General features: G+C 42.5%; 22 protein-coding genes. 13 read left to right on the top strand and 9 right to left on the bottom strand.

The window, feature by feature from the left end:
- Nucleotides 1-10: 10 nt before the first annotated feature.
- Nucleotides 11-367 (top strand): zinc ribbon domain-containing protein, encoded by a 357-nt coding sequence (locus HZA08_03465; protein ID MBI5192487.1) that lies wholly within the window; start codon nucleotides 11-13, stop codon nucleotides 365-367.
- Between the two features lie 91 nt (nucleotides 368-458).
- Nucleotides 459-1,466 carry a ribonuclease Z gene (locus HZA08_03460; GenBank protein MBI5192486.1) on the top strand — a complete coding sequence of 336 codons (1,008 nt, stop codon included), beginning with the start codon at nucleotides 459-461 and terminating at the stop codon, nucleotides 1,464-1,466.
- Nucleotides 1,467-1,531: 65 nt separating this feature from the next.
- Here HZA08_03460 and ribA read toward each other — a convergent pair whose 3' ends face one another.
- The 3 genes from ribA to HZA08_03445 all read right to left on the bottom strand — a co-directional run bounded on the left by ribA (nucleotide 1,532) and on the right by HZA08_03445 (nucleotide 3,998).
- Nucleotides 1,532-2,218, bottom strand: a complete 687-nt coding sequence (gene ribA / locus HZA08_03455) for a GTP cyclohydrolase II (GenBank protein ID MBI5192485.1) — start codon at nucleotides 2,216-2,218, stop codon at nucleotides 1,532-1,534.
- Between the two features lie 139 nt (nucleotides 2,219-2,357).
- Nucleotides 2,358-3,200, bottom strand: a complete 843-nt coding sequence (locus tag HZA08_03450; GenBank protein MBI5192484.1) for an MBL fold metallo-hydrolase — start codon at nucleotides 3,198-3,200, stop codon at nucleotides 2,358-2,360.
- Between the two features lie 21 nt (nucleotides 3,201-3,221).
- On the bottom strand, nucleotides 3,222-3,998 hold the full coding sequence (locus HZA08_03445) for a tRNA (adenine-N1)-methyltransferase (protein ID MBI5192483.1): 777 nt from the start codon (nucleotides 3,996-3,998) through the stop codon (nucleotides 3,222-3,224).
- A gap of 245 nt (nucleotides 3,999-4,243) precedes the next feature.
- On the opposite strand from HZA08_03445, the gene HZA08_03440 reads away from it, so the two are divergent.
- From HZA08_03440 to amrB, 3 genes are all read left to right on the top strand, one after another.
- On the top strand, nucleotides 4,244-4,510 hold the full coding sequence (locus HZA08_03440; GenBank protein MBI5192482.1) for a hypothetical protein: 267 nt from the start codon (nucleotides 4,244-4,246) through the stop codon (nucleotides 4,508-4,510).
- A gap of 162 nt (nucleotides 4,511-4,672) precedes the next feature.
- The gene (locus HZA08_03435; GenBank protein MBI5192481.1) at nucleotides 4,673-6,403 is read left to right on the top strand and encodes an adenosylcobalamin-dependent ribonucleoside-diphosphate reductase; all 1,731 of its coding nucleotides are present in this window, start codon (nucleotides 4,673-4,675) and stop codon (nucleotides 6,401-6,403) included.
- A gap of 153 nt (nucleotides 6,404-6,556) precedes the next feature.
- Complete coding sequence (amrB, locus tag HZA08_03430; protein ID MBI5192480.1) at nucleotides 6,557-7,360, top strand: AmmeMemoRadiSam system protein B; 804 nt, start codon at nucleotides 6,557-6,559, stop codon at nucleotides 7,358-7,360.
- Between the two features lie 3 nt (nucleotides 7,361-7,363).
- Here amrB and HZA08_03425 read toward each other — a convergent pair whose 3' ends face one another.
- Nucleotides 7,364-7,999, bottom strand: coding sequence for a hypothetical protein (locus tag HZA08_03425; GenBank protein ID MBI5192479.1), 636 nt, complete (start codon nucleotides 7,997-7,999; stop codon nucleotides 7,364-7,366).
- Nucleotides 8,000-8,084: 85 nt separating this feature from the next.
- Between HZA08_03425 and HZA08_03420 the strand changes: the two genes are divergently transcribed.
- From HZA08_03420 to HZA08_03405, 4 genes are all read left to right on the top strand, one after another.
- Nucleotides 8,085-8,240, top strand: a complete 156-nt coding sequence (locus HZA08_03420) for a hypothetical protein (GenBank protein ID MBI5192478.1) — start codon at nucleotides 8,085-8,087, stop codon at nucleotides 8,238-8,240.
- Nucleotides 8,237-9,427 (top strand): efflux RND transporter periplasmic adaptor subunit, encoded by a 1,191-nt coding sequence (locus tag HZA08_03415; protein ID MBI5192477.1) that lies wholly within the window; start codon nucleotides 8,237-8,239, stop codon nucleotides 9,425-9,427. Before HZA08_03420 ends, HZA08_03415 begins: the two co-directional genes overlap by 4 nt.
- A 40-nt stretch (nucleotides 9,428-9,467) precedes the next feature.
- On the top strand, nucleotides 9,468-10,145 hold the full coding sequence (locus HZA08_03410; protein ID MBI5192476.1) for an ABC transporter ATP-binding protein: 678 nt from the start codon (nucleotides 9,468-9,470) through the stop codon (nucleotides 10,143-10,145).
- Nucleotides 10,146-10,317: 172 nt separating this feature from the next.
- Entirely contained in the window at nucleotides 10,318-11,526 is a 1,209-nt protein-coding gene (locus HZA08_03405; protein MBI5192475.1) for an ABC transporter permease, read from the top strand.
- 151 nt (nucleotides 11,527-11,677) lie between these two features.
- Here the strand turns inward: HZA08_03405 and rplT are convergent, their stop codons facing one another.
- The 4 genes from rplT to thrS form a co-directional block, all read right to left on the bottom strand.
- Nucleotides 11,678-12,034 (bottom strand): 50S ribosomal protein L20, encoded by a 357-nt coding sequence (rplT, locus tag HZA08_03400; protein MBI5192474.1) that lies wholly within the window; start codon nucleotides 12,032-12,034, stop codon nucleotides 11,678-11,680.
- Between the two features lie 174 nt (nucleotides 12,035-12,208).
- A complete protein-coding gene (gene rpmI, locus HZA08_03395) occupies nucleotides 12,209-12,412 on the bottom strand; it encodes a 50S ribosomal protein L35 (GenBank protein MBI5192473.1) in 204 nt (67 codons plus the stop codon).
- Nucleotides 12,393-13,028: a translation initiation factor IF-3 gene (locus tag HZA08_03390; protein MBI5192472.1), complete on the bottom strand. Its 636-nt coding sequence runs from the start codon at nucleotides 13,026-13,028 to the stop codon at nucleotides 12,393-12,395. The genes rpmI and HZA08_03390 overlap by 20 nt, the downstream gene beginning before the upstream one ends.
- 92 nt (nucleotides 13,029-13,120) lie before the next feature.
- Nucleotides 13,121-14,971 (bottom strand): threonine--tRNA ligase, encoded by a 1,851-nt coding sequence (gene thrS / locus HZA08_03385; protein MBI5192471.1) that lies wholly within the window; start codon nucleotides 14,969-14,971, stop codon nucleotides 13,121-13,123.
- A 157-nt stretch (nucleotides 14,972-15,128) separates the two neighbouring features.
- Here thrS and HZA08_03380 point away from each other — a divergent pair, with 157 nt between their 5' ends.
- The 4 genes from HZA08_03380 to HZA08_03365 all read left to right on the top strand — a co-directional run bounded on the left by HZA08_03380 (nucleotide 15,129) and on the right by HZA08_03365 (nucleotide 20,399).
- Nucleotides 15,129-17,447 carry a diguanylate cyclase gene (locus HZA08_03380; protein MBI5192470.1) on the top strand — a complete coding sequence of 773 codons (2,319 nt, stop codon included), beginning with the start codon at nucleotides 15,129-15,131 and terminating at the stop codon, nucleotides 17,445-17,447.
- Nucleotides 17,448-17,459: 12 nt separating this feature from the next.
- The gene (locus tag HZA08_03375) at nucleotides 17,460-18,374 is read left to right on the top strand and encodes a zinc ABC transporter substrate-binding protein (protein MBI5192469.1); all 915 of its coding nucleotides are present in this window, start codon (nucleotides 17,460-17,462) and stop codon (nucleotides 18,372-18,374) included.
- A gap of 253 nt (nucleotides 18,375-18,627) precedes the next feature.
- Nucleotides 18,628-19,422: a metal ABC transporter ATP-binding protein gene (locus tag HZA08_03370; GenBank protein MBI5192468.1), complete on the top strand. Its 795-nt coding sequence runs from the start codon at nucleotides 18,628-18,630 to the stop codon at nucleotides 19,420-19,422.
- Between the two features lie 152 nt (nucleotides 19,423-19,574).
- Nucleotides 19,575-20,399, top strand: a complete 825-nt coding sequence (locus HZA08_03365; GenBank protein MBI5192467.1) for a metal ABC transporter permease — start codon at nucleotides 19,575-19,577, stop codon at nucleotides 20,397-20,399.
- 188 nt (nucleotides 20,400-20,587) lie between these two features.
- Here HZA08_03365 and HZA08_03360 read toward each other — a convergent pair.
- A partial coding sequence (locus HZA08_03360; GenBank protein ID MBI5192466.1) for a glycosyltransferase family 2 protein occupies nucleotides 20,588-21,094 on the bottom strand: 507 nt, incomplete at its 5' end.

The raw sequence follows: 21,094 nt of genomic DNA, 5'->3' as shown, positions 1-21,094 counted from the left end.
GGAGGTAGCAATGCCGATATACGAATACAAATGTAATGACTGTAAGAAAAAGATAACACTGCTGATCATGAACCGTTCTGAGCAGCCGCTGTGCAGTATTTGCGGCGGGGGCAACCTTTCAAGACTTTTGTCCAGATTTGCCGCACCAAAATCTGAAGAGGCAAGGCTTGAGTCTATGGCTGACCCCGGAAAATGGGGTGACCTCGATGAAAATGACCCGGCAAGCATGGCGAAGGTTATGAAGAAGATGGGAAAGGAATTCGGAGATGAACTTGGGGATGATTTTGAACAGGAGTTGGACGCAGCAGTGGAAGAGGCCGCTCATGGAGAAGCCCCTGGCGGAGAAACGATGCCGTCAGAAGTATAAAAAATGAAGGATTCAAGGATTCAAAAGATCAAGTAAAGAAATCCGCTCGAACCCTTGAACCCTCGCCCCCTTGAACCCTATACTTTTAAACATGAAACCACTTATCCATTCCTACCTCATAAACAGCCCCTTCGGTGACCCCGGACTTTATATCGAAATAATGTGGGAGAAACGGGCTATCCTTTTTGACCTTGGAGATAACACTTCTCTGGAGCCGTCAAAACTGCTTAAAGTCTCGGATGTCTTTATCTCTCATACACACATGGACCATTTTGCAGGGTTTGACCATCTTTTAAGACTCCTTTTAAAACGGGAAAAGGGGCTGAGGATGTTCGGCCCCCCTGGTATTATTGATAATGTTGAGGGCAAGTTAAAGGGATACACATGGAATTTGGTAGATGGTTATGCCTTCATATTGCATGTGACAGAGGTTTATCCTGATAAAATCAATATGGCAGAGTTCCGTGCAAATGAAGGCTTCAAGCGGCATAACTTAGGCTCTCTACCTTTTTCCGGGACTCTACTTGAAGAAGATATGCTTACAATCTCTGCCTGCCATTTAGACCACAAAGTCCCATCGCTTGGATTCAGCATAAGAGAACGGTTTCACATCAACATCAATAAAGACAAATTGGATGCTATTGGCCTGCCTATTGGGCCATGGCTGAAGGAATTTAAAGAGGCTCTATGGCAGGGTCAACGTGAAGAGGATGATTTTAGTATTTTATTAGACAACCATCCTGTAAATTTCCCATTAGGAGAGCTGAAGAACAGGATTGCCGTAATCACTGAAGGGCAAAAAATATCTTATATCGTTGATTCCAAATACACTGCTGAAAATGTGGACAAGATAGTCCGGTTGGCTGAAGGCTCTGATGTTATGTATTGTGAATCAGCCTATCTGCACGAAGATGTTGACCTGGCGTCAGAACGGTTTCACCTGACAGCAAAACAGACCGGCAGTCTTGCCAGGGCTGCAAAGGCAAAGAGACTCGTAATACTCCACTTTTCTCCAAGATATAAGGATAACCCCTCTCTATTGTATAAGGAGGCAATGGAGGAATTAAATCAGAAGATACCCCCCCTCACCCCCCCTTAAACAAAGGGGGGGAATTATTATTTTCCTTTGTGGAATCCGTAAGCTCAGGGGACCTGCCGCATAAATTATCCGCTTAATAAGTGTCCGAATTTCTTCTCTTTAGTCTCAAGGTAAAAACGGTTGTATTTATTAGGCTGGATAATTAAAGGGATGCGCTCAGTTATTTTCACTCCGTATTGTTCAAGGTCAGCTATCTTGTGGGGATTGTTGGTCATAAGCCTTACAGACTTAATCTTTAATGACCTTATAAGATGGGCTGCAACGCTGTACTCTCTTTCATCATCACGAAAGCCGAGCGCTATGTTGGCCTCTTTTGTATCAAGCCCCTCTTCCTGAAGTGCATACGCCTTAATCTTATTACTAAAACCTATGCCCCTCCCTTCCTGTCTCAGATAAATAAGTACACCTGCCTTGACCTTCTCTATGGTATGTAATGCAGTGATAAGCTGGTCATGGCAGTCGCAGCGAAGCGAACCAAACACATCGCCGGTAAGACACTCGGAGTGCAGCCTGACAACCACGTCCTCCTGGTTAATGACATTCCCATGCACAAGTGCCGCATGGTCTTTATTGTCACGGTTATTAAAGAATGCAATTGCCTGAAACCGGCCATAGCGTGAAGGTAGGTCTGCAACCGCTGTTATTCGCCCGCATATCTTATCCCGGCCAATCCCTTCACACTCATGGTCACGGTTTTCAGCCAGCAATTCCAATATAACTTTTTTTGATAAACCTTTCACAGTTTCTTTCACTCAATAATCTCCATAGTTCACCCTCCCCCTCACCCTCACCCCCTCCCGTCAAGGGAGGGGGGATTAACGGGGACATCTCCCCTCCGCTTGCGGGAGGGGGTTAAGGGGAGGGGTAAGGTTCTTGTCAATGCGATTAGGGTTAAGAAAACGGATTGTGCATTATCTCTTCCCCAACTGTAGAAGCAGGCCCGTGGCCGGGGAAAATATGTACTGCCCTATCCAGTGATAAAATCTCTCTTCTAACGGATTCAAGTAAGCTATTATATCCAGCCATATTATATGCCCTCCCTACTGAACCCGCAAATATTGTATCCCCTGAGAAACAGTAATTCCCTGCAATATAACATGTACTGCCGGGAGTATGTCCCGGTGTAACCACAGCACTAACCTCAAGCAATCCTGCCTTAAATCCTGAGCCTGATTTCACAGCAAATACATTTTTATTAATGTCATCATCCATCCCTATATCATCTTCTCCTTCAGGTATTCCAATGCCTGCACCTGTTACCCTGCAAATATCGCTCACCCCGCCGGTATGGTCAAAATGTCCATGAGTGAGGAAGACATACGTCAACTTCATACTATTGTTCTTTAAAGTTTCTAAAACCTTTTTACTGTTATTTCCTGTGTCAAACCCTACTGCAAGACCATTTACCTTATCCATTAACAAATAACCATTTACCTTATATGAACCTGCCTGCCCCTCAATTACTGCAACATCGGATAACTCATCTCCTAAACGGGAAAATTCCTCAGGATACCATCTTCCTTTGGCAATATCGTTCAATTTATCGGCATTGAGACCAAGCTCCCCTGCCATCAATTCCACTTCCCGCTCTGAAGGTGTAAACCTGTAAGCCTCAATCTCTTCTAATAAGTCTGCGGAGATGCCTGTACTGGCTGATAACTGATTGAGTGATAGCCCCAATCCGTTTCTTGCCTTTTTTATGATGTCGCCGAACTCGTCTTCTAATTGAGTCATTTTACTCCCGTACATAGCACTTTACTTGATTTCTACCTTCCTTGCTGTTGTAATAAATCCGGTATGTGCAACCATGCGGTGGTCTGGCCTTACACTGTTTTCTTCAACATGCCAGGTTCTCACAAGGGTTTCTGATGTTTCTATCTGCATGAAGGTCTCAGCCCTTTTAAGCTCTGCTGTCACCTGTGAAACCTGAATGGTTGTAGGTAGATAACAAAGAAATATCCCGCCTAAACTCAATGCATTACATGCAGTACTTACAACCCTCCAGGGTTCAGGGAGGTCTAAGATAACCCTGTCTACACCCTGTTCCTCTATTCCTTCAGATATATCCTTGTGTTTAACGAGATGATTGTCTGTTTTGCCCATAAACATCCTGATATTCTCTGTTGCCCGGTTTATAAAATCCTCCCGGATGTCATAAGAAATTACATTTCCCCGCTCCCCCACTGCCCTGAGTAGTGCTGTTGTAAGAGCACCGGACCCAAGACCAGCCTCAACAACCTTAGCACCCGGAAAAATATCCCCAAGCATAAGGATCATCCCAATATCCTTCGGATAGATAACCTGTGCCCCTCTCGGCATTTTTAATATATATTCAGAAAGGGTCGGTTTAATCGCTATAAATTTTGTCCCCCGTATAAAAGTAACAACAGAGCCATCTTCCTTTCCAATAATATCATCATGCAGTATCTTATCCCCGCTGAACTGGAAGACCTTACCCTTACATAATGTAAGCGGATATTGTCTCCCTTTCTTGTCTATAAAATGAACCCTGTCACCATCATTAAATTTCATAATAGGCTATAATAGCCTATTGAACCTTAGAATTCAAATTAATCAAGAATATGCAAAAATATGGAGGCAAAATATATCCATGCGATTATAAAAAATAAAAAAAATAAAAAATTGACATCACTTTAACGCAGTGCTACTTTTAGGTATAAAAATTTCTGATTAAGGGGGTGGTTCGGGACTATTCGATTAAACAATAATTAACTTATGCGATCTATATGAATTAGATCTCTAAAAGGAGGTGTCTAATGGAGTCTAAGGTAATTAACACATCAGACAAGATTCTAACGATTGTAAAACAGAAAGGGATTATAAGTTTTACAGAGTTGGAAGGCAGTCTTGATGACTCCTATAATTTAATTTTCCTTGCCATTGATAAACTCGTACGGGAAAATAAGATAACCCTTGAACGTGATCGAACTGAGTATCTTCTATCATCAAGAAACCACAGATTGAACCACAGCCTTAACCACATATTGGAATCGAACGGAGCCGGAAAAAACCATCTAATATAGTTATAGTCTTTACACCTATTGTAATTCTTCTTAATATATATAGTAGCACCTTCTATAAACATTTAACTCTTCAACTTGAATATTTCCGATATTCAGAATTATTTTGCTTATTACATGACTAAATATTTCCTTCATACATATTAATGTGTTAGTATGAGGTTTATGGTCTCAAAGCTTTCCAAAAATGCTTTAACCATCCTGAAAAGGCGTTATCTAAGGAAAAATCTTCAATGTAAAATAGTAGAAACCCCGGATGGAATGTTCCGCCGCGTGGCCGGACATATTGCTGCGGCTGATAAAATATACAATCCGAAATACCCGGTTCATAAAACTGAAAAGGTATTTTATAATATGATGGCAAACCTTGAATTCCTGCCGAATTCTCCTACCCTTATGAATGCAGGTAAGAGGTCAGGTCAACTTGCCGCATGTTTTGTAATCCCTGTAGAGGATTCGCTCGAATCCATCTTTGAAGCTGTGAAGATTACTGCGATCATTCACCAGACAGGAGGCGGGACAGGTTTTTCTTTCAGCAGACTCCGCCCAAAGGATGATGTTGTCTCTTCTACCGGTGGAGTTGCAAGCGGGCCTGTCTCTTTCATGAAGGTTTTTAATACCGGCACTGAGGTTATAAAGCAAGGCGGCACCCGCCGCGGGGCTAACATGGGTGTACTCAGGATTGACCATCCGGATATATTGGATTTTATACACTCAAAAGAAACCCCTTCAGAGCTTACAAATTTCAATATCTCTGTGGCCATTACTGATAAATTTATGAAGGCAGTTGAGATGGATAAGCAATTCTCTTTGATTAATCCGAGGACCGGTAAGACAGTAACACGCCTCATGGCAAGAGATATTTTAAGACACATTGCAATGGGGGCATGGAATACCGGTGACCCCGGTGTCCTGTTTATTGATCGCATCAATCGCCTGAATCCTACAAAACAGTTTGGAGATATTGAAGCCACTAATCCATGCGGTGAACAACCCCTTCATCCTTACGAGGCGTGTAACCTTGGATCCATTAACCTCACAAAGATGCTGATTAGAGAAAGAAGGCAGAACAAGATAGACTTTGACAAGCTCGAAAAGACAATAACTAATGCCGTACACTTTTTAGATAACGTAATAGACATAAACCATTATCCAATACCTTTGATTGAAACTGCCACAAAGGCCAACAGGCGAATAGGGCTTGGGATAATGGGATTTGCAGATATGCTAATTATGATGGGTATCCCATACAACTCTGAAGATGCACTAAAGATTGCAGGGGACATTATGAGTTTTATGCAGTCTGTTTCAAAAGAAAAATCAAAAAGATTGGCTGAAGAAAGAGGGACTTTTACCAATTTTGATAAAAGTATATATTATAAAGCCGGAGGCCCTCTTCAAAGAAACGCAACAACAACAACCATAGCCCCAACCGGAACCATCAGCATAATTGCAGGCTGTTCAAGCGGTATAGAGCCGTTATATGCAGTAAGTTTTGTAAGAGAGGTACTGGATAAGGTAAAACTTTTTGAGATTAACCCTGTTTTTAAAAAGATGGCTAAGAGTAAGGGATTTTATAATAAAGAATTATTATCAGAGATCTCTAAGTCAGAGTCTATACAGCACATCTCCTCCATCCCGCAGGATATTAGAGACCTCTTTGTAACTGCCTTCGACATACCTCCTGCACGGCATATTAAGATACAGGCGATTTTTCAGAGATTTACAGATAATGCAGTCTCAAAGACCATTAACCTGCCGAATACTGCTACAGTTAATGACATCGAGGATGCATACTTGTCTGCCTACCGCCTTGGCTGTAAGGGGGTCACAGTATTCAGGACAGGAAGCAGAAGGAAACAGGTACTAAGTTGTGTAAGTTCGTTGTATTGTTAGAACTTTTATCCCCCCTCCCTTGATGGGAGGGGGTTAGGGGGAGGGTGGGCTATGGGAAATGCAGCCACCCCCTTGCTCACCCCCACCATGCCTCCCCCCTCAAGGGGGAGGTGAGAAGCGGTATTTTTTTCTAATGAAAGGAGTGTGATAACCATGTTAAGAAAGCCTGCTGTTGCCGGTTATTTTTATCAGGGGACACCTGAAAAACTGAAAGAACAGGTAAACAAGTATGTAGACGATAATATTGAGAAGACCAGGGCCATCGGCATTCTGTCGCCTCACGCAGGATTAATCTACTCAGGTTCAGCCGCCGGTGCAGTTTATTCAAGACTTATCCTTCCTGAAACATTTATATTAATCGGCCCAAACCATACCGGTATGGGGAAGTCTGTATCCGTATTTACGGAAGGAAGCTGGGAGATGCCCAATGGTGTTGTGGATATAGACGAGAAACTCGCAGAAAACATTATATCTAAATCAAAATATGCCTCAGAAGATTATAGCGCACATATTGGAGAACATAGCCTTGAGGTTCAGATTCCTTTTCTCCAGCATTTTATTCACCAGTTTAAGATTGTACCCATAACGATGATGAGTACAACCCTTGAAGTTTGCAAAGACATAGGTAACGCAATAAGTGAGGCCATAAAGGAGGCCGGAAAAGATGTCCTTATTATTGCAAGCTCTGACATGACACACTACGAATCAGCCGCATCAGCAAAAGAAAAGGACAGCATGGCAATTAAGGAAATCCTGTCCCTTGACCCGCTTGGTCTTCATGAAGTTATAACAGAACGCTACATAACCATGTGTGGATTTGCACCTGCTGTTTCTATGCTCTATGCCTCCCTGAATCTTGGGGCAAAAAAGGCGAACCTCGTGAAATACATGAACTCAGGGGATGTAACCGGCGATTATGATTCTGTAGTCGGATATGCCGGAATCATAATAAGTTGATGATTATTGTTTCACTGAGTTATTGATGGTTATCTTTGCCTTTTTCCTGATCTGAACCATGTATTCCTGAAGTCTTTTGCGGGATTCGCTCTGAAATAACCTTGACTTGATTTCTTCATAAACAGATTCTAATTTCGTATCCATAAAATCGTTTTTATGCTCAGTGTAATATGCCTTTATGGAATTATCAGGAATAATAACAAAGAAATTTATCCTGAAGCTCACAAACTTTTCTGCTAAATACTTTTCCTTCAACATTTTGATAATATCCGGTTCTGTAAGATTGTATTCCTTTAAATTTTCTGAAAACTTTTCTTTCCCCAATATATCTTTAATCTCATTAAACCTTTGTTGTGTCTTTTGCGATTCCTCTTCTGTTTCTGTAATCTTAAATTTCTTTGCTTCGATTAATAACAGCCTTCTGTCAATCAGCTCCTGCAGTACCTCCCTCTCCGGTGCATTTGTCATATTGAATGTCCTCTCTATCTTTAAATCGCTGTAAGTTATAACATCACTGTCAACAGTTGCTACAATCCGGTCTACAATGACTGCCTGACCTGCATGTGCAGTTGATAAAGCAATCAGTATACTTATCATTATACTTATAGGGGCTATCACAAGCACCAGGTATCTTTGCATGTAATACATAATGGCATTATAGAAAGTACAATCAAATCTATCAAGCAAATATATAATTGACGGTGTAATATCATACAGGTAATATATGTCCGGAGGAATTTACAGGGAACCTTATGAACCGGTCATGAGCGAGGCACTCACAAAGGGACATGAAAATCAGTGGGACAAGAATGTCCCGCCTATCCTCGTAGATAGGGATAGGCGGGGTTTTCTTACCCCGCCGGAAGGGATTTTCGGATGAAGACTTATATAAGACGGGGTATATACGTAATTATCCTTTTAGTAATAATAGCGGCTGTAGTCTTCTATTATTCTAAGCAAGGCATTATCAAAGTAAAGATAACGAGGGTAAAGAAGGGGGCAATTGAAAAGACGATTACAGGTGTTTCAAGCGGCACTGTAGAACCCCTCAGGAGGGTAAAACTGCAGGCCCTGCTACCTCTAAAGATCAAAAAGGTAAATTTTAAGGAAGGAGACCGCGTAAAAGAGGGTGACGTAATCATTAAATTAGATGATGCTGAACTTACTATAAAACTTGAACTACAGAAGGCTGCACTCACTACTGCTGAATTAAGGTTACATGAATTGGAAGATCAGTTTAACCTTTCCCGACAGAACCATGAAAGAACCCGGAAGCTTTATGAAGGGGGCGCTGTCCCTGACTCCAGATTTGATGAGGTCAAAAGTCAATTCTCTGCGGCTGAAAAGGCGTTTGCCATAGCAAAGAACGCTATCACTGAGGCAAAACTCAGTATCAGACTCACTGAAGAAGAGCTTGAGAAGACAAATATCCGCGCCCCATTTAACGGCCGGATTTCCTTTTTAGATGCCACCATTGGAGAGCTGCCATCTTACGCAGGAACGGAGGGGGGGCTTATCTCTTCTCAGCAGAATATATCCGCAGCACAGGGATTAAAGCCTTTCTGTGAGGTTATTGATGACTCAGTCATAAAAGTAAAAGTCCCGTTTGATGAGGTTGATGCAACAAAGATAAGGCTGGGGCAGACGACACGGATAGTTAGTGATACAGCACCGGATAAGATATTCAGGGGAAAGGTAATCTTCATATCTCCTGTAGTATCAAAGACCCTTGAACAAAACCGCACTGTTGACGTGGAAATAGCAGTAAACAAAGATGATAAGGCCCATCTACCGGTCGGCGCCTCAGTAGATGGAGAGATAATCCTTCATACACAAACAGACGTATTATTAATTCCCACAAATACTATTGTTGAAAAAGAGACAAAGAAGTTTGTTTACAGTATAGGAAAGAACATAGTACGGAAGATTGATATTAAGGCAGGCATATCAAATTGGGACTCAACCCAGATACTTGAAGGCCTGAAAGAAGGAGAGCCTGTGATTACTTCCTTAGATATGGAAGGTATTGAGGATGGGAAGAAGGTCATGATAGAGGAAGGGAAGTGAATTAGTGAATAGAGAATAGTAAATGATAGAAAGAAACTCAATGATACAGATTAAGGATGTAAAAAAGGTTTATGGATCAGGCCCTGTTAAGGTAGAGGCATTAAGCAAAATAAACCTTAATGTATCCGGCAAAGAATTTATGGCTATTATAGGACCATCCGGCTCAGGTAAGTCCACGCTAATGAATATAATAGGATGTATTGACCGTCCGACAGAGGGCACATACCTGTTAGATGATATTGATGTCTCAAATTTTTCAGATGAAGAGCTTGCCCACATAAGGAATAAGAAGATAGGTTTTGTATTCCAGATGTTTAACCTTCTCCCCAGTCAGACTGCACTCGAAAACGTACAACTCCCCTTACTTTATTCCGGCATAAACAAAAAAGATCGAAGGGAAAGGGGATTATCCATGCTGCAGAAGATGGGCCTTGAAGGACGCTGGCATCACCATCCAAACGAGTTGTCAGGCGGGGAATGTCAGCGTGTAGCCATAGCAAGGGCATTAATAAATAACCCCTCAATAGTCCTAGCTGATGAACCTACAGGTAATCTCGACACAAAGAACGGGATGGAAATACTAAACCTCTTTAAGAGGCTTAACAGTGATGAAGGTGTTACCCTTATAATGGTCACCCACAATCCTGAGATTGCCAATGAGGCAAGACGCAGGATTTTTATTCGTGACGGCATGATTGAAGAAGATGTATCCTTTTGAGGAAGCAGAAGCAAGAGGTAAGAAGTCAGAAGCAAGAAACGTGCATGAGCTGAGCGCTCACAAAGGGGCAATGAAAACCCCACCCTCACCCTAACCCTCTCCCTGAGGGAGAGGGGACTGAGTATATTCCCTCCCCTTCAAGGGGAGGGGTGGGAATGGGGTTGATTTTCACATGAAATTTATAGAATTCCTTAGAGTAGCCTTTGCGTCAATACTTGAAAACAGCCTCCGTTCATTTCTGACTATGCTCGGCATTATAATCGGGGTCGGGTCAGTTATCCTCCTTGTCTCCATGACAGCAGGTTTCAGAGAATACCTTGTAGGGCAATTTATGGGAATAGGCACTAATCTCATCATCGTCAGCCCGGGTAAAACAGAGACTAAGGGTATAGGGCATCCCGGCATGGAAGGGGTACAAAAGATGAGCATGGATGATGCCGCTGCTGTCAGGAAAAATGCTTATGCTTTAGAGGAAACATCCGCAGTAATTGTCGGTACAGCCGATGTTCGTTATATTGAAAGGGAAAGAAGTGTAATGGTCATCGGGACAGATGAGGCATTCATAAAAGTAATCAATTTAAATGTGGATTCCGGCGGATTTATTACGAAAGATGATGTAGATGCATCCAGAAGGGTCTGTACCATTGGACACACTATAAAAAGCGAGCTTTTCGGGAGTAAGAATCCTCTCGGAGAGATTGTAAAAATCGGGGGGTCAGGATTCAGGGTTATAGGTATCATGGAGAGGAAAGGTGCATTCATGGGAACCGATGATATGGATGACATCGTTTACATACCGGTCACTTCAGCAGAAAGGGTATTTAATACAGACAGACTGTTCGGATTAAGGGCTAAAGCCAGAAGTGCCGTAATGGTAGACGAGGCAAAGAATCAGATAGCATCAATCTTAAAGAAACGGCATAACAATAAAGAAGATTTTACTATCCTTACCCAGAGTTCCCTTCTTTCAAGCCTGACCTCAATCCTAAAGACACTCTCGGCAGTACTTGCAGGAATAGCGGCAATTTCTTTGGTGGTCGGCGGTATAGGCATTATGAATATTATGCTTGTCTCTGTAAGGGAGAGGACCCATGAGGTTGGAATAAGAAAGGCTGTTGGGGCAACGAAGAAGGACATCTTACTGCAATTTCTGATTGAATCTATGGTGCTCAGCCTGATTGGAGGCACTATTGGAATCTTATTAGCCTATGCAGGCGGTTTCATTCTTTCAAAATTTGTACCCCAGATGACCCCTGTTATGGAGTTTTGGAATATAGCACTTGCCACGCTATTTTCTGCCTGTGTTGGTATATTTTTCGGTGTTTACCCTGCATACAGGGCAGCAAACCAGGAGATTATTGAGGCACTGCGTCATGAGTAAACCTGAATACAGCATTTCCGCACAGACGAACGCACATGAACCAAGGTTCACATAGCTCGAAAAAGAGTGGGACAAGAATGTCCCATCTATCCTCATAGAAATGGATAGGCGGGGTTTTCTTACCCCGCCGGAGAGGATTTCTCTATGAACCTCAGGCAGCAACCCCTACAACTGTATGAACGACCTTTGCAAATCCGGCAGGGTCATTTACCGCGAGGTCTGCAAGCACCTTTCTGTCCAATGTAATACCGGCCTTTTTAAGCCCTGCTATAAACTTGCTGTAGGACAGCCCATGCTCTCTTATTGCTGCATTTATCCTGACGATCCAGAGGGCCCTGAAACTCCTCTTTTTCTGTCTCCTGTCCCGGTAAGCATAACAAAGCCCTTTGTCTACAGTCTCTGTGGCAGTTCTGTAAAGTCTGTGTTTCCCGCCCCAGAATCCTTTTGCAAGTTTTAATACCTTCTTTCTGCGTCTTCTTGTTTTTGGTCCACCTTTAGCGCGTGGCATGAAAAATCCTCCTTTATTTAAAAATGAATCTTGTTTATCCGAAAATAACCCCATCCCCACCCTAACCCTCCCCTTGAAGGGGAGGGAATTTCCTCTCCCTCAGGGAGAGGATTAAGGTGAGGGTGGGGTTACTTCTTTCTCCTGCTTACTGCTACCTGCTACCTGCTTACTATTTTATCCATAAGGTAACAGCTTTTTCATATTATCTTCATTCGCCTTATCAACAATCACTGCCTGTTTTAAGACCCTTTTCCTGGCCGAGCTTTTATGTGTCAGCAGATGGCTTCCTGAAGCCTTGCGTCTTACTATCTTACCAGTTCCTGTAACTTTAAAACGTTTTGCAGCGCCCCTGTGAGTTTTAAGTTTTGTCTTGCTCATTCTCTCTCCCTTCTAAATTTATATTTTCTGCTCCAGATGCCTTTGCTTCAGTCTTTACATCAGATGACCCTGCCGCACTCTGAGGCTTTTTAGCCTTCACTATTTCAGCCTTGGGGGATACTATCATAATCATGTTATCCCCTTCCATCTTAACAGGGGAATCAATCATCCCGATATCTTTCACACCTTCCCAGAATGCCTCCATGATTGGTCTCCCAATCTCTGTGTGCGCCTTCTCCCTGCCCCTGAATGAAAGAGTTACCTTTGCCTTGTTTTTATCTTCTAAAAATCTCCTTACATTCCGGATTTTAATCTCTAAATCATGCTTATCTGTATAAGGCCTTAGTTTAACCTCTTTTAACTGCATACTGCGTTGATGCACCCTCGCAGAATGTTGTTTCTTGGCCTGCTCATATTTATATTTTCCAAAGTCCATTACACGGCAAACAGGCGGTTTTGCTGTTGGTGAGACCTCCACAAGGTCAAGTCCATACTCCTCTGCCTTTTTTATGGCCTGATATGTAGGAAGTATACCTATCTGTTCACCCTCAGGACCTATTACCCGAACCTCTTTAACCCTAATCTCTCTGTTTACTCTTACTTTTGGTTCAGCGATGACCTATCACCCCCTCTACGAATGCCATAAATGTTTTTATGTTCTAAAACCATTTCTGACATTCTTGCTGTGCCACGCATGGCTACTGTTTGTTAAACCCTATCGGCTATATCTTTCTTTATCATTTCTATTGCTGTTGTAATGGTCAGTGCCCCTTTGTCCCCATCCCGTCTGTGTCTTAGGGAAACCGTCCCTGCCTCTGCCTCCCTGTTTCCGGCTATAAGCATGTATGGTATCTTTTCCATCTGTGCCTCACGAATCTTGAAACCGATCTTTTCATTCCTTGAATCAATCTCAGCCCTTATATTCTCCTTCTTTAGAAGGCTTATCAGCTCTTCTGCATATACATTTTGTTTATCCGTTATCGGTAGTATCTTTACCTGCACCGGGGCTATCCATACCGGAAATGCACCTGCATAGTGTTCTACTAAGATACCGAAGAATCTCTCCAAAGAACCCATCAGCGCCCTGTGGAGCATAATAGGCTGATACTGCAATCCATCCTCTCCTGTGTAGGAAAGGGCAAACCTCTCAGGCAGATTAAAGTCAACCTGGATAGTAGAACACTGCCATGCACGATCCAGCACATCCTTTATCTTAATGTCTATCTTAGGCCCGTAAAAAACACCTTCCCCCGGATCAACCTGAAACTCAAGCCCTTTTGCCTTTAAGGCATTGCTCAAAGCCGTTGTTGCCTTGTCCCAGTTTTCAAGTGAGCCTACATATTTCTCCGGCCTTGTTGAAAGATATATATCGTAATTGGTAAAACCGTAAGCACCAAGGATATAGACCGTGAAATCAAGTATTGATGCAATCTCCTTCTCTAATTGATCAGGACGGCAAAAAATGTGTGCATCATCCTGCGTAAAGCCCCTGACCCTCAGCAGGCCATGCAGAACACCTGACCTCTCATATCTGTAAACAGTCCCAAGCTCAGCCCATCTTATAGGGAGGTCACGGTAACTGCGCATCTTAGTCTTATATATCGTTATATGAAAAGGGCAATTCATCGGTTTCAACTGAAACTCCTGCCCTTCTATATCAATAGGTGCATACATATTTGCACGGTAGAAATCCGTGTGACCGCTTGTGTTCCAGAGGTCAAGTTTAGCAACATGCGGTGTGTACAGCAATTGATACCCATTGCTGAGATGTTCATCCTTCCAGAAGTCTTCAATCGTCTTCCTAATTAAAGCACCCTTTGGATGCCATAGTATTAACCCTGCACCAATCTCATCCTGTATACTGAACAGATCTAATTCCCTGCCGAGTTTCCTATGGTCCCTCTTTTTTATCTCTTCCAGCTTATTCAGATAATTATCAAGTGCCTCCTGTGTCGGAAATGCAGTCCCATATATCCTCTGAAGCATCCTGTTCTTTTCATCCCCGCGCCAGTATGCACCTGCGGTATTAAGCAGTTTAAATGACCTTACATATCCGGTTGAAGGAATATGCGGACCTCTGCAAAGGTCTATAAAATCCCCCTGGCGATAGAGAGAAACTGTTCCTTCCGGCAGGTCTTTTATAATCTCCACCTTATAGTTTTCCTTCATACCGTCAAACATTTTTACTGCATCTTCACGTGACAGTTCCATGCGTTCAACAGGGGTATCCCTTTTTACAATAGCAGTCATTCTCTCTTCTATTTTAAGCAGTTCTTCATTGGTGAAAGGCCTTTCTTTGTCAAAATCATAATAGAAACCTTCTTCAATAGCAGGCCCAATCGTTATTTTAACGTCAGGATAGAGTTCTTTCACTGCCTGTGCCATAAGGTGACTTGTGCTGTGCCTGAGAATTTCAAGACCTTCCGGAGATGAGACATTAACCCATTCTATGCCTTCTTCTACATCTGGTTCTTCACACTGGCGGCTTTTCAAATCCACAAGGCGGCCGTTTACCCTTGCTGCTAATATTTCTTTACTGTTATCCTGCAATCCCTTCATTCCCTGCATTCATGAATTCCATATCGCTTAATATTTTTAATCATAGTCAATTCCAAAGTGGGGAAATATTAACATCTATATAGTGTAAGTGTCAAGGCCGGCTTATATTTTTATTTCAAGTGTGTTAGTATAATATGTTCGTCACAAAAGGGCCGTTATGATTCAACTATTTAAAAATCTCTTCCCTATAAGAAGCATTTATACAAAACTTTTCTTTCTATTTTCAATAATCGGGGTGATCCCGCTTGTAATCGGCAGTTTATATATGTATTCAAACAGCCGCGATGCATTGATAAACGTTTCCCTGAAAGAGCAGGAATTAGACGTAAACAATGGCATGAGAAATATCGTCATACTCTTTGTTGAGTCCAATGACAATCTGTTGTTAACCTCTCACAATGCCTCATTCAGCCGTTATTTTGAAGAACCGGAAGAGGCAGGCCTTTATAAAAAGGACCAGGAAAATTCACTCCTCCGTCTTGCATTGCTTTCTCCAGGGCTGATAGAATCAGCAGGATTTGCAGACATGAGCGGAAGGGTAATAAATTATGTTTATGAAGGTAATTTAACCCCTCCGGACTCTATGAATATATCAAATATATCGGGCCGCCCCTTTTTCAGTCAGGTAAAAGCGTTTAATCAAGGAAAAGTATATAACGGCATGCCTGAATTATCAGAGTCCTCCCGCAAATGGATAGTCCCATTTGCCACACCTGTATTCAGCAGTAAAGGAAAACCTCTGGGTATATTATTCATGCAGATCTATCTGGACAGGATTAACCGTTTTATCAGGAATATAGTCCACCCTGATAATACTGTTTTTGTTATAGATCAGGAGGGCCGCCTTATAGCACATAGTGAAATGGAAGCCGGTGAGACACTCCGCCCTTCATTCGTAACTGAAGATGACCAATCCTTCAAATCAGCCATAAAATACATGCTTTCCGGCGGAAGCAACAACATGAATATAATCTACAATGGAAAACCTTCATATATTTCTTACAAAACTGTTCCTGTAACCATGGAAAACCAAAACAGGTGGAGCATTGGGGTTATTACCTCTGAAGAGAATATTTTCGCAGGAATTTCTGCAAAAAAATACATCTTTTTCGTTCTCTCAATCTGTGTTTTGCTTTTTGGGACTGCAGGTATCATTGGTTACAGGATTGCCCACCCGATACAGGAACTTACCTTGACCAGCATCGCAATGAGCAAAGGCGACCTTACGAGCCGCGTCACTATTGATAGGAAGGATGAGATAGGCCAGCTTGCCAATGCCTTTAATGAAATGGCAATAGCCATCCAGACATCACATGAAGACCTGGTTAAATTATCCTCCACAGACGGACTAACCGGACTTTATAACCACCGGGAATTTCAGAAACGGCTTGAGGTGGAGATAGAACGTGCATATAGATACAGTTATAACCTTTCACTCCTGATGATAGATATTGATAACTTTAAAAAATTTAATGACACTTACGGCCACCAGACAGGCGACTTAGTTCTTCAATCATTAAGCAGTACAATACTAAAAGATGTCAGGATGTCGGATTTTGCTGCCAGATATGGCGGAGAGGAGATAGCAATAATCCTGCCGTCTTCTGATTCTGAAGAGGCATTCATCTTTTCTGATCGTCTCAGAAAGCACATTAACCAGATACCAATTCAGGTTATGGGAGACAGGATTGTACATGTATCCGTAAGCATAGGTATCGCATCCTTTCCCCAGGATGCAACGGACAGAAAAGGATTAATTGATGCGGCTGACCAGACCCTTTACTTTGCAAAAGACTCAGGAAAGAATAATGCTGTTCTTTACAAAGATACATTAAAAGCGGCGATGGAACAGAGGTCGTCTAAACCACAAACACTGCTGGAGCAGGCAGAAGAATGGATATTTAAAGGCATTTACTCCGCTGTTGAGGCCAAGATTCCATTTCACAGAGGTCAGTTGAACTCTATGTCAAATGTAACTGCACAGTTGGCAGAGTATATGTACCTGAATGAGGAAGATACGAGGGATTTGAAGATTGCAACAATGTTACATGATGTCGGTATCTTTAACATCCCTTTTCAGGTTTTACAAAAACCCGGGTCATTGACAGGAGATGAATGGAAATTGGTTAAGAGCCACCCTGAGATAGGTGTAAATCTTCTGAACCAGATACTGAAAATAAGTAATGTATTGCCTGCTATCCTCCATCATCACGAGAGGTTTGACGGTACCGGTTATCCATCCGGCCTTAAAGGAGAAGAGATACCATTGCTTGCAAGAATAATTACTGTGGTTGACTCTTACTTTGCAATGACTTCAATCTCGCCTTATAAACGGAGATTATCTCAGGATGAGGCGATTGAAGAGCTGATGCGTAATTCCGGAACACAGTTTGACCCTAATATCGTCTCTGCTTTTATTAAAATATTAAAAAAAGATATAAAGGAAGCAGACATTTCAGAGAAAACTTTTTTATAGGAGGGATAGACTTTGCAGAAACTGTCATATAATTTTTTACTTATTACAACAGCCGTTCTACTCTTTATCAGTTCTTCAACAAATGCACTTGCCGGCCAGAAGATAAAGGTTGTGACAACCCTTACCTTTCTCGAAGACTTTGTTAAAAACGTGGGAGGAAGCAGGGTTGAGGTAAAAAGCCTTCTGACCGGGCTGGAGAGCGAGCATACATATACACCGAAACCCAGCGATATTGCCTCGGTTAGGGATGCTAAGGTGCTTGTAAAGATCGGACTCGGTCTTGAGATATGGGTTGACTCTTTGATTAAAAATGCCTCAAACAATAATCTAATGGTCATTACAACATCAAGCGGTATACCTTTATTAAGAAATGAAGAATGGGATACTCACGGACATGACGCCCATGCAGGGAACCCACATATCTGGCTTGACCCTGAAAGGGCAAAGGTCATGATAAGACACATTACTGATGCATTGATAAAGATAGACCCTGAAGGAAGGAAGATTTATCTGTCAAATCAGTCGGAGTATTTTAAAAAGATAGATATAATGCGTAAACATATTGAAAATAAACTAAGTAATATACCGGACAGAAAGATTATTACTCATCACCCTGCATGGCCTTACTTTGCACAGAGATTCAAATTAATAATTGCCGACAATATCCAGATACAGGTCGGCTCAGAACCTTCGGCAAAACACGTCGCAGCCATTATAAACAAGATAAGACAGGAAAAAATAAGGGCTATAGTATCTGAACCTCAGTTGAATCCAAAGACCCCAAAGGCCATAGCTGATGAAACAGGTGCAAAACTGATAACCCTCACACCTGTTCCAGGAGGACTGCCGGGGACAGGGACTTACATTGAGATGATGGAGTATAACGGGGAACAGCTTGTCAAGGGATTGAGCGGGGAGCAGAAGTAAGAGGTTAGAAGCAAGAGATGAAAATGGAATCATGGTTCGACAGGCTCACCATGACATCCATGGTGTCAATGTGAGCCTGTCGACCCCTAACGTACCGTTAGGGGTTATTTTCGGATGAACTTACATGAGCGGGGCGCTCACAAAGGGCAATGAAAACCCCACCCTAACCCTCTCCCTGAGGGAGAGGGGGCTATGTTGTTGATTCCCTCCCCTTCAAGGGGAGGGGTAGGGTGGGGATGGGGTTGATTTTTGAATGAACGATAACGTTATAATCAAATTCTCAAATGCCACAATTTCCTATCAGAACAGGACCGCCATCAGAGATGTCAGTCTACAAATTCATCAGGGAGAATTTGTAGGCATTATAGGTCCAAACGGTTCAGGAAAGACTACCCTGCTTAAATCAGTACTTGGGCTTGTGCGCCCTACTTCCGGATCTGTGCAGATATTTGATTGTGCATGTCACAAGCTACGGTGCAGCCACAAATCAAAGATTGGATATATACCTCAAAAAGGGCAGATAGATTATAACTTCCCTGTTACAGTAGGAGAAACCGTAATGATGGGCAGATACAGCTCTATCGGCCTTATTAAGCGGACATCCCGTAAGGATAAAGAGCTTGTGTTAGAGGCACTAAGAGAGGTAGAAATGGATACCTATATAGAGTCACCTCTTGGACACTTATCAGGAGGGCAGCAGCAAAGGGTATTCATAGCACGGGCACTTGTACAACAGCCGGAGGTCTTACTAATGGACGAACCGACTACAGGGATTGATACACCTACACAGTACAGTATGATCAAGTTTATCTCAAACATTCACAAGAATCTGAAACTTACCATACTCCTTGTTACACATGACATAAACATGATCAGCCCTTATGTAGACCGTATGGCACTTCTCAAAACTAAGCTCTATGTGTATGGGACGCCTGCTGAGGTCTTAAATGAAAAGATACTTACTGAGATATACGGGAAGCAGGTTATTGTAACTACAAAAGACAGTGGCACGTATGTCATAGCCGGAGACTACCACCACCATGCTTGACGGCTTCGTAAAATGTCCATCTGCGGCGTTGCGCTGCATCCTTCGTCATTGCGGCGTAACTACAAGTACGCCTCATTCCTCAGGATTTGCGCGCCTTGCATATGAAGCATTTTACGAAGCCGTCCGATGTCGAGGTTTAATCAGAGGTTGCCATGCTTGAGATGCTTTCTTATGAATTCATGCAGAGGGCTATCCTTGCTTCTATAATTATCGGGCTTGTCTGTTCAATAATAGGTGTCTTTGTAATCCTTAAAAATCTCACATTTATCGGCGCAGGCACATCTCATGCGGCATTCGCGGGTGTTACCCTCGGATACCTTACAGGGTATAACCCCCTTTCAGTTGCAATAATATTCAGTCTGATAACAGTATGGATAGTAGGTTATCTCAATAAAAAGGGCGCACTTATGCTCGATACATCCGTAGGGATATTCTACTCTCTGACAATGGCTCTGGCAGTGTTGTTTATCGGACTTATGAAGGTCTACAATGCGGAGGTATACGGCTACCTGTTCGGCAGTATATTATCAGTAACAAAAATGGATTTGAAGGTCATATTGATACTTGGGACGATTGTCCTGAGCATTGTTTATCTCTTCTTTAAAGAATTCCATTTCATTACATTTGATGAAGAGATGGCAAAGGCAAGCGGTATCCCTACCGGATGGCTCTCCTTCCTGCTATTAAATATGATTGCCCTTACCATTGTAGTATCATTAAAATCAGTTGGGGCAATCCTTGTATTTGCACTGATTGTAACGCCTGCAGCAGCCGCTTATCAATTAACTTACAGCATGGTCAGGATGTTTATTTATTCAGGTATAATCGGGGTGGTTTCTTCAGTGGCAGGGGTGCTTCTATCCTACTGGTTTGACCTTCCATCAGGGGCGACTACTGTACTGTTTGTTTCGGGGGTATTTGTCCTGTCAGTCGTCTTTTCTCCGAAAAGACGGATCAAAGAACTTGAAAATGGATGATGAACAATGAGGCCCCCTCCCCTTAATCCCCTCCCGCAAGGGGAGGGGAGATATGAAAGATTTCCCAAAATCCCCCCTCCCCAAATTGGAATGACGGGAGGGGGTTAGTGAGAGGGTGCTTAGTTTATTCCCTCCCCTTCAAGGGGAGGGGTAGGGTGGAGATGGGGTCATTTTCGGGTGAGCAATGACTACTCTTTCTCCTCTTTATGTACATGCGGGGCCTCTTCCGTCTTGTCCAACCGCAATTGAGCAATCTGTTCAGCAATCAATGCCAGCATAAAAATAATCACACCATTACTTATCAAAAGGGCAGACATATTTGTAAAACGATGGGTAGTTATAAAAGTATATAAATAGTAACCTACACCAACAGTAAAGAATGCCGCACTAACCGGCAGGAAAACCCTTGATGGTGAAAACAGGGTAGCTATCCTTAACATTATCAGGAGAAACCTTGTCCCGTCTTTTAATAGTTTGATCTTGCTCTTACCCACCCTCTTCTTAGCTACAATAGGAATAAACTCCACACTGTGACCGGACCTTAGCAATGAAAGCGTTAATGTTGTCGGATAAGAGAATGTGTTTGGAAGTAGATAGACAAACCTCTTTGCAATATCCGCCCTTATAGCCCTGAAACCGGATGTCAGATCAGGTATCTCTCTTTTTGTAAGATATGACGCAAACCTATTGTATAC

It is taken from the genome of Nitrospirota bacterium (assembly GCA_016212215.1).
Lineage (GTDB): Bacteria > Nitrospirota > 9FT-COMBO-42-15 > HDB-SIOI813 > HDB-SIOI813 > JACRGV01.
This window is presented reverse-complemented; position numbering and strand designations above follow the sequence as displayed.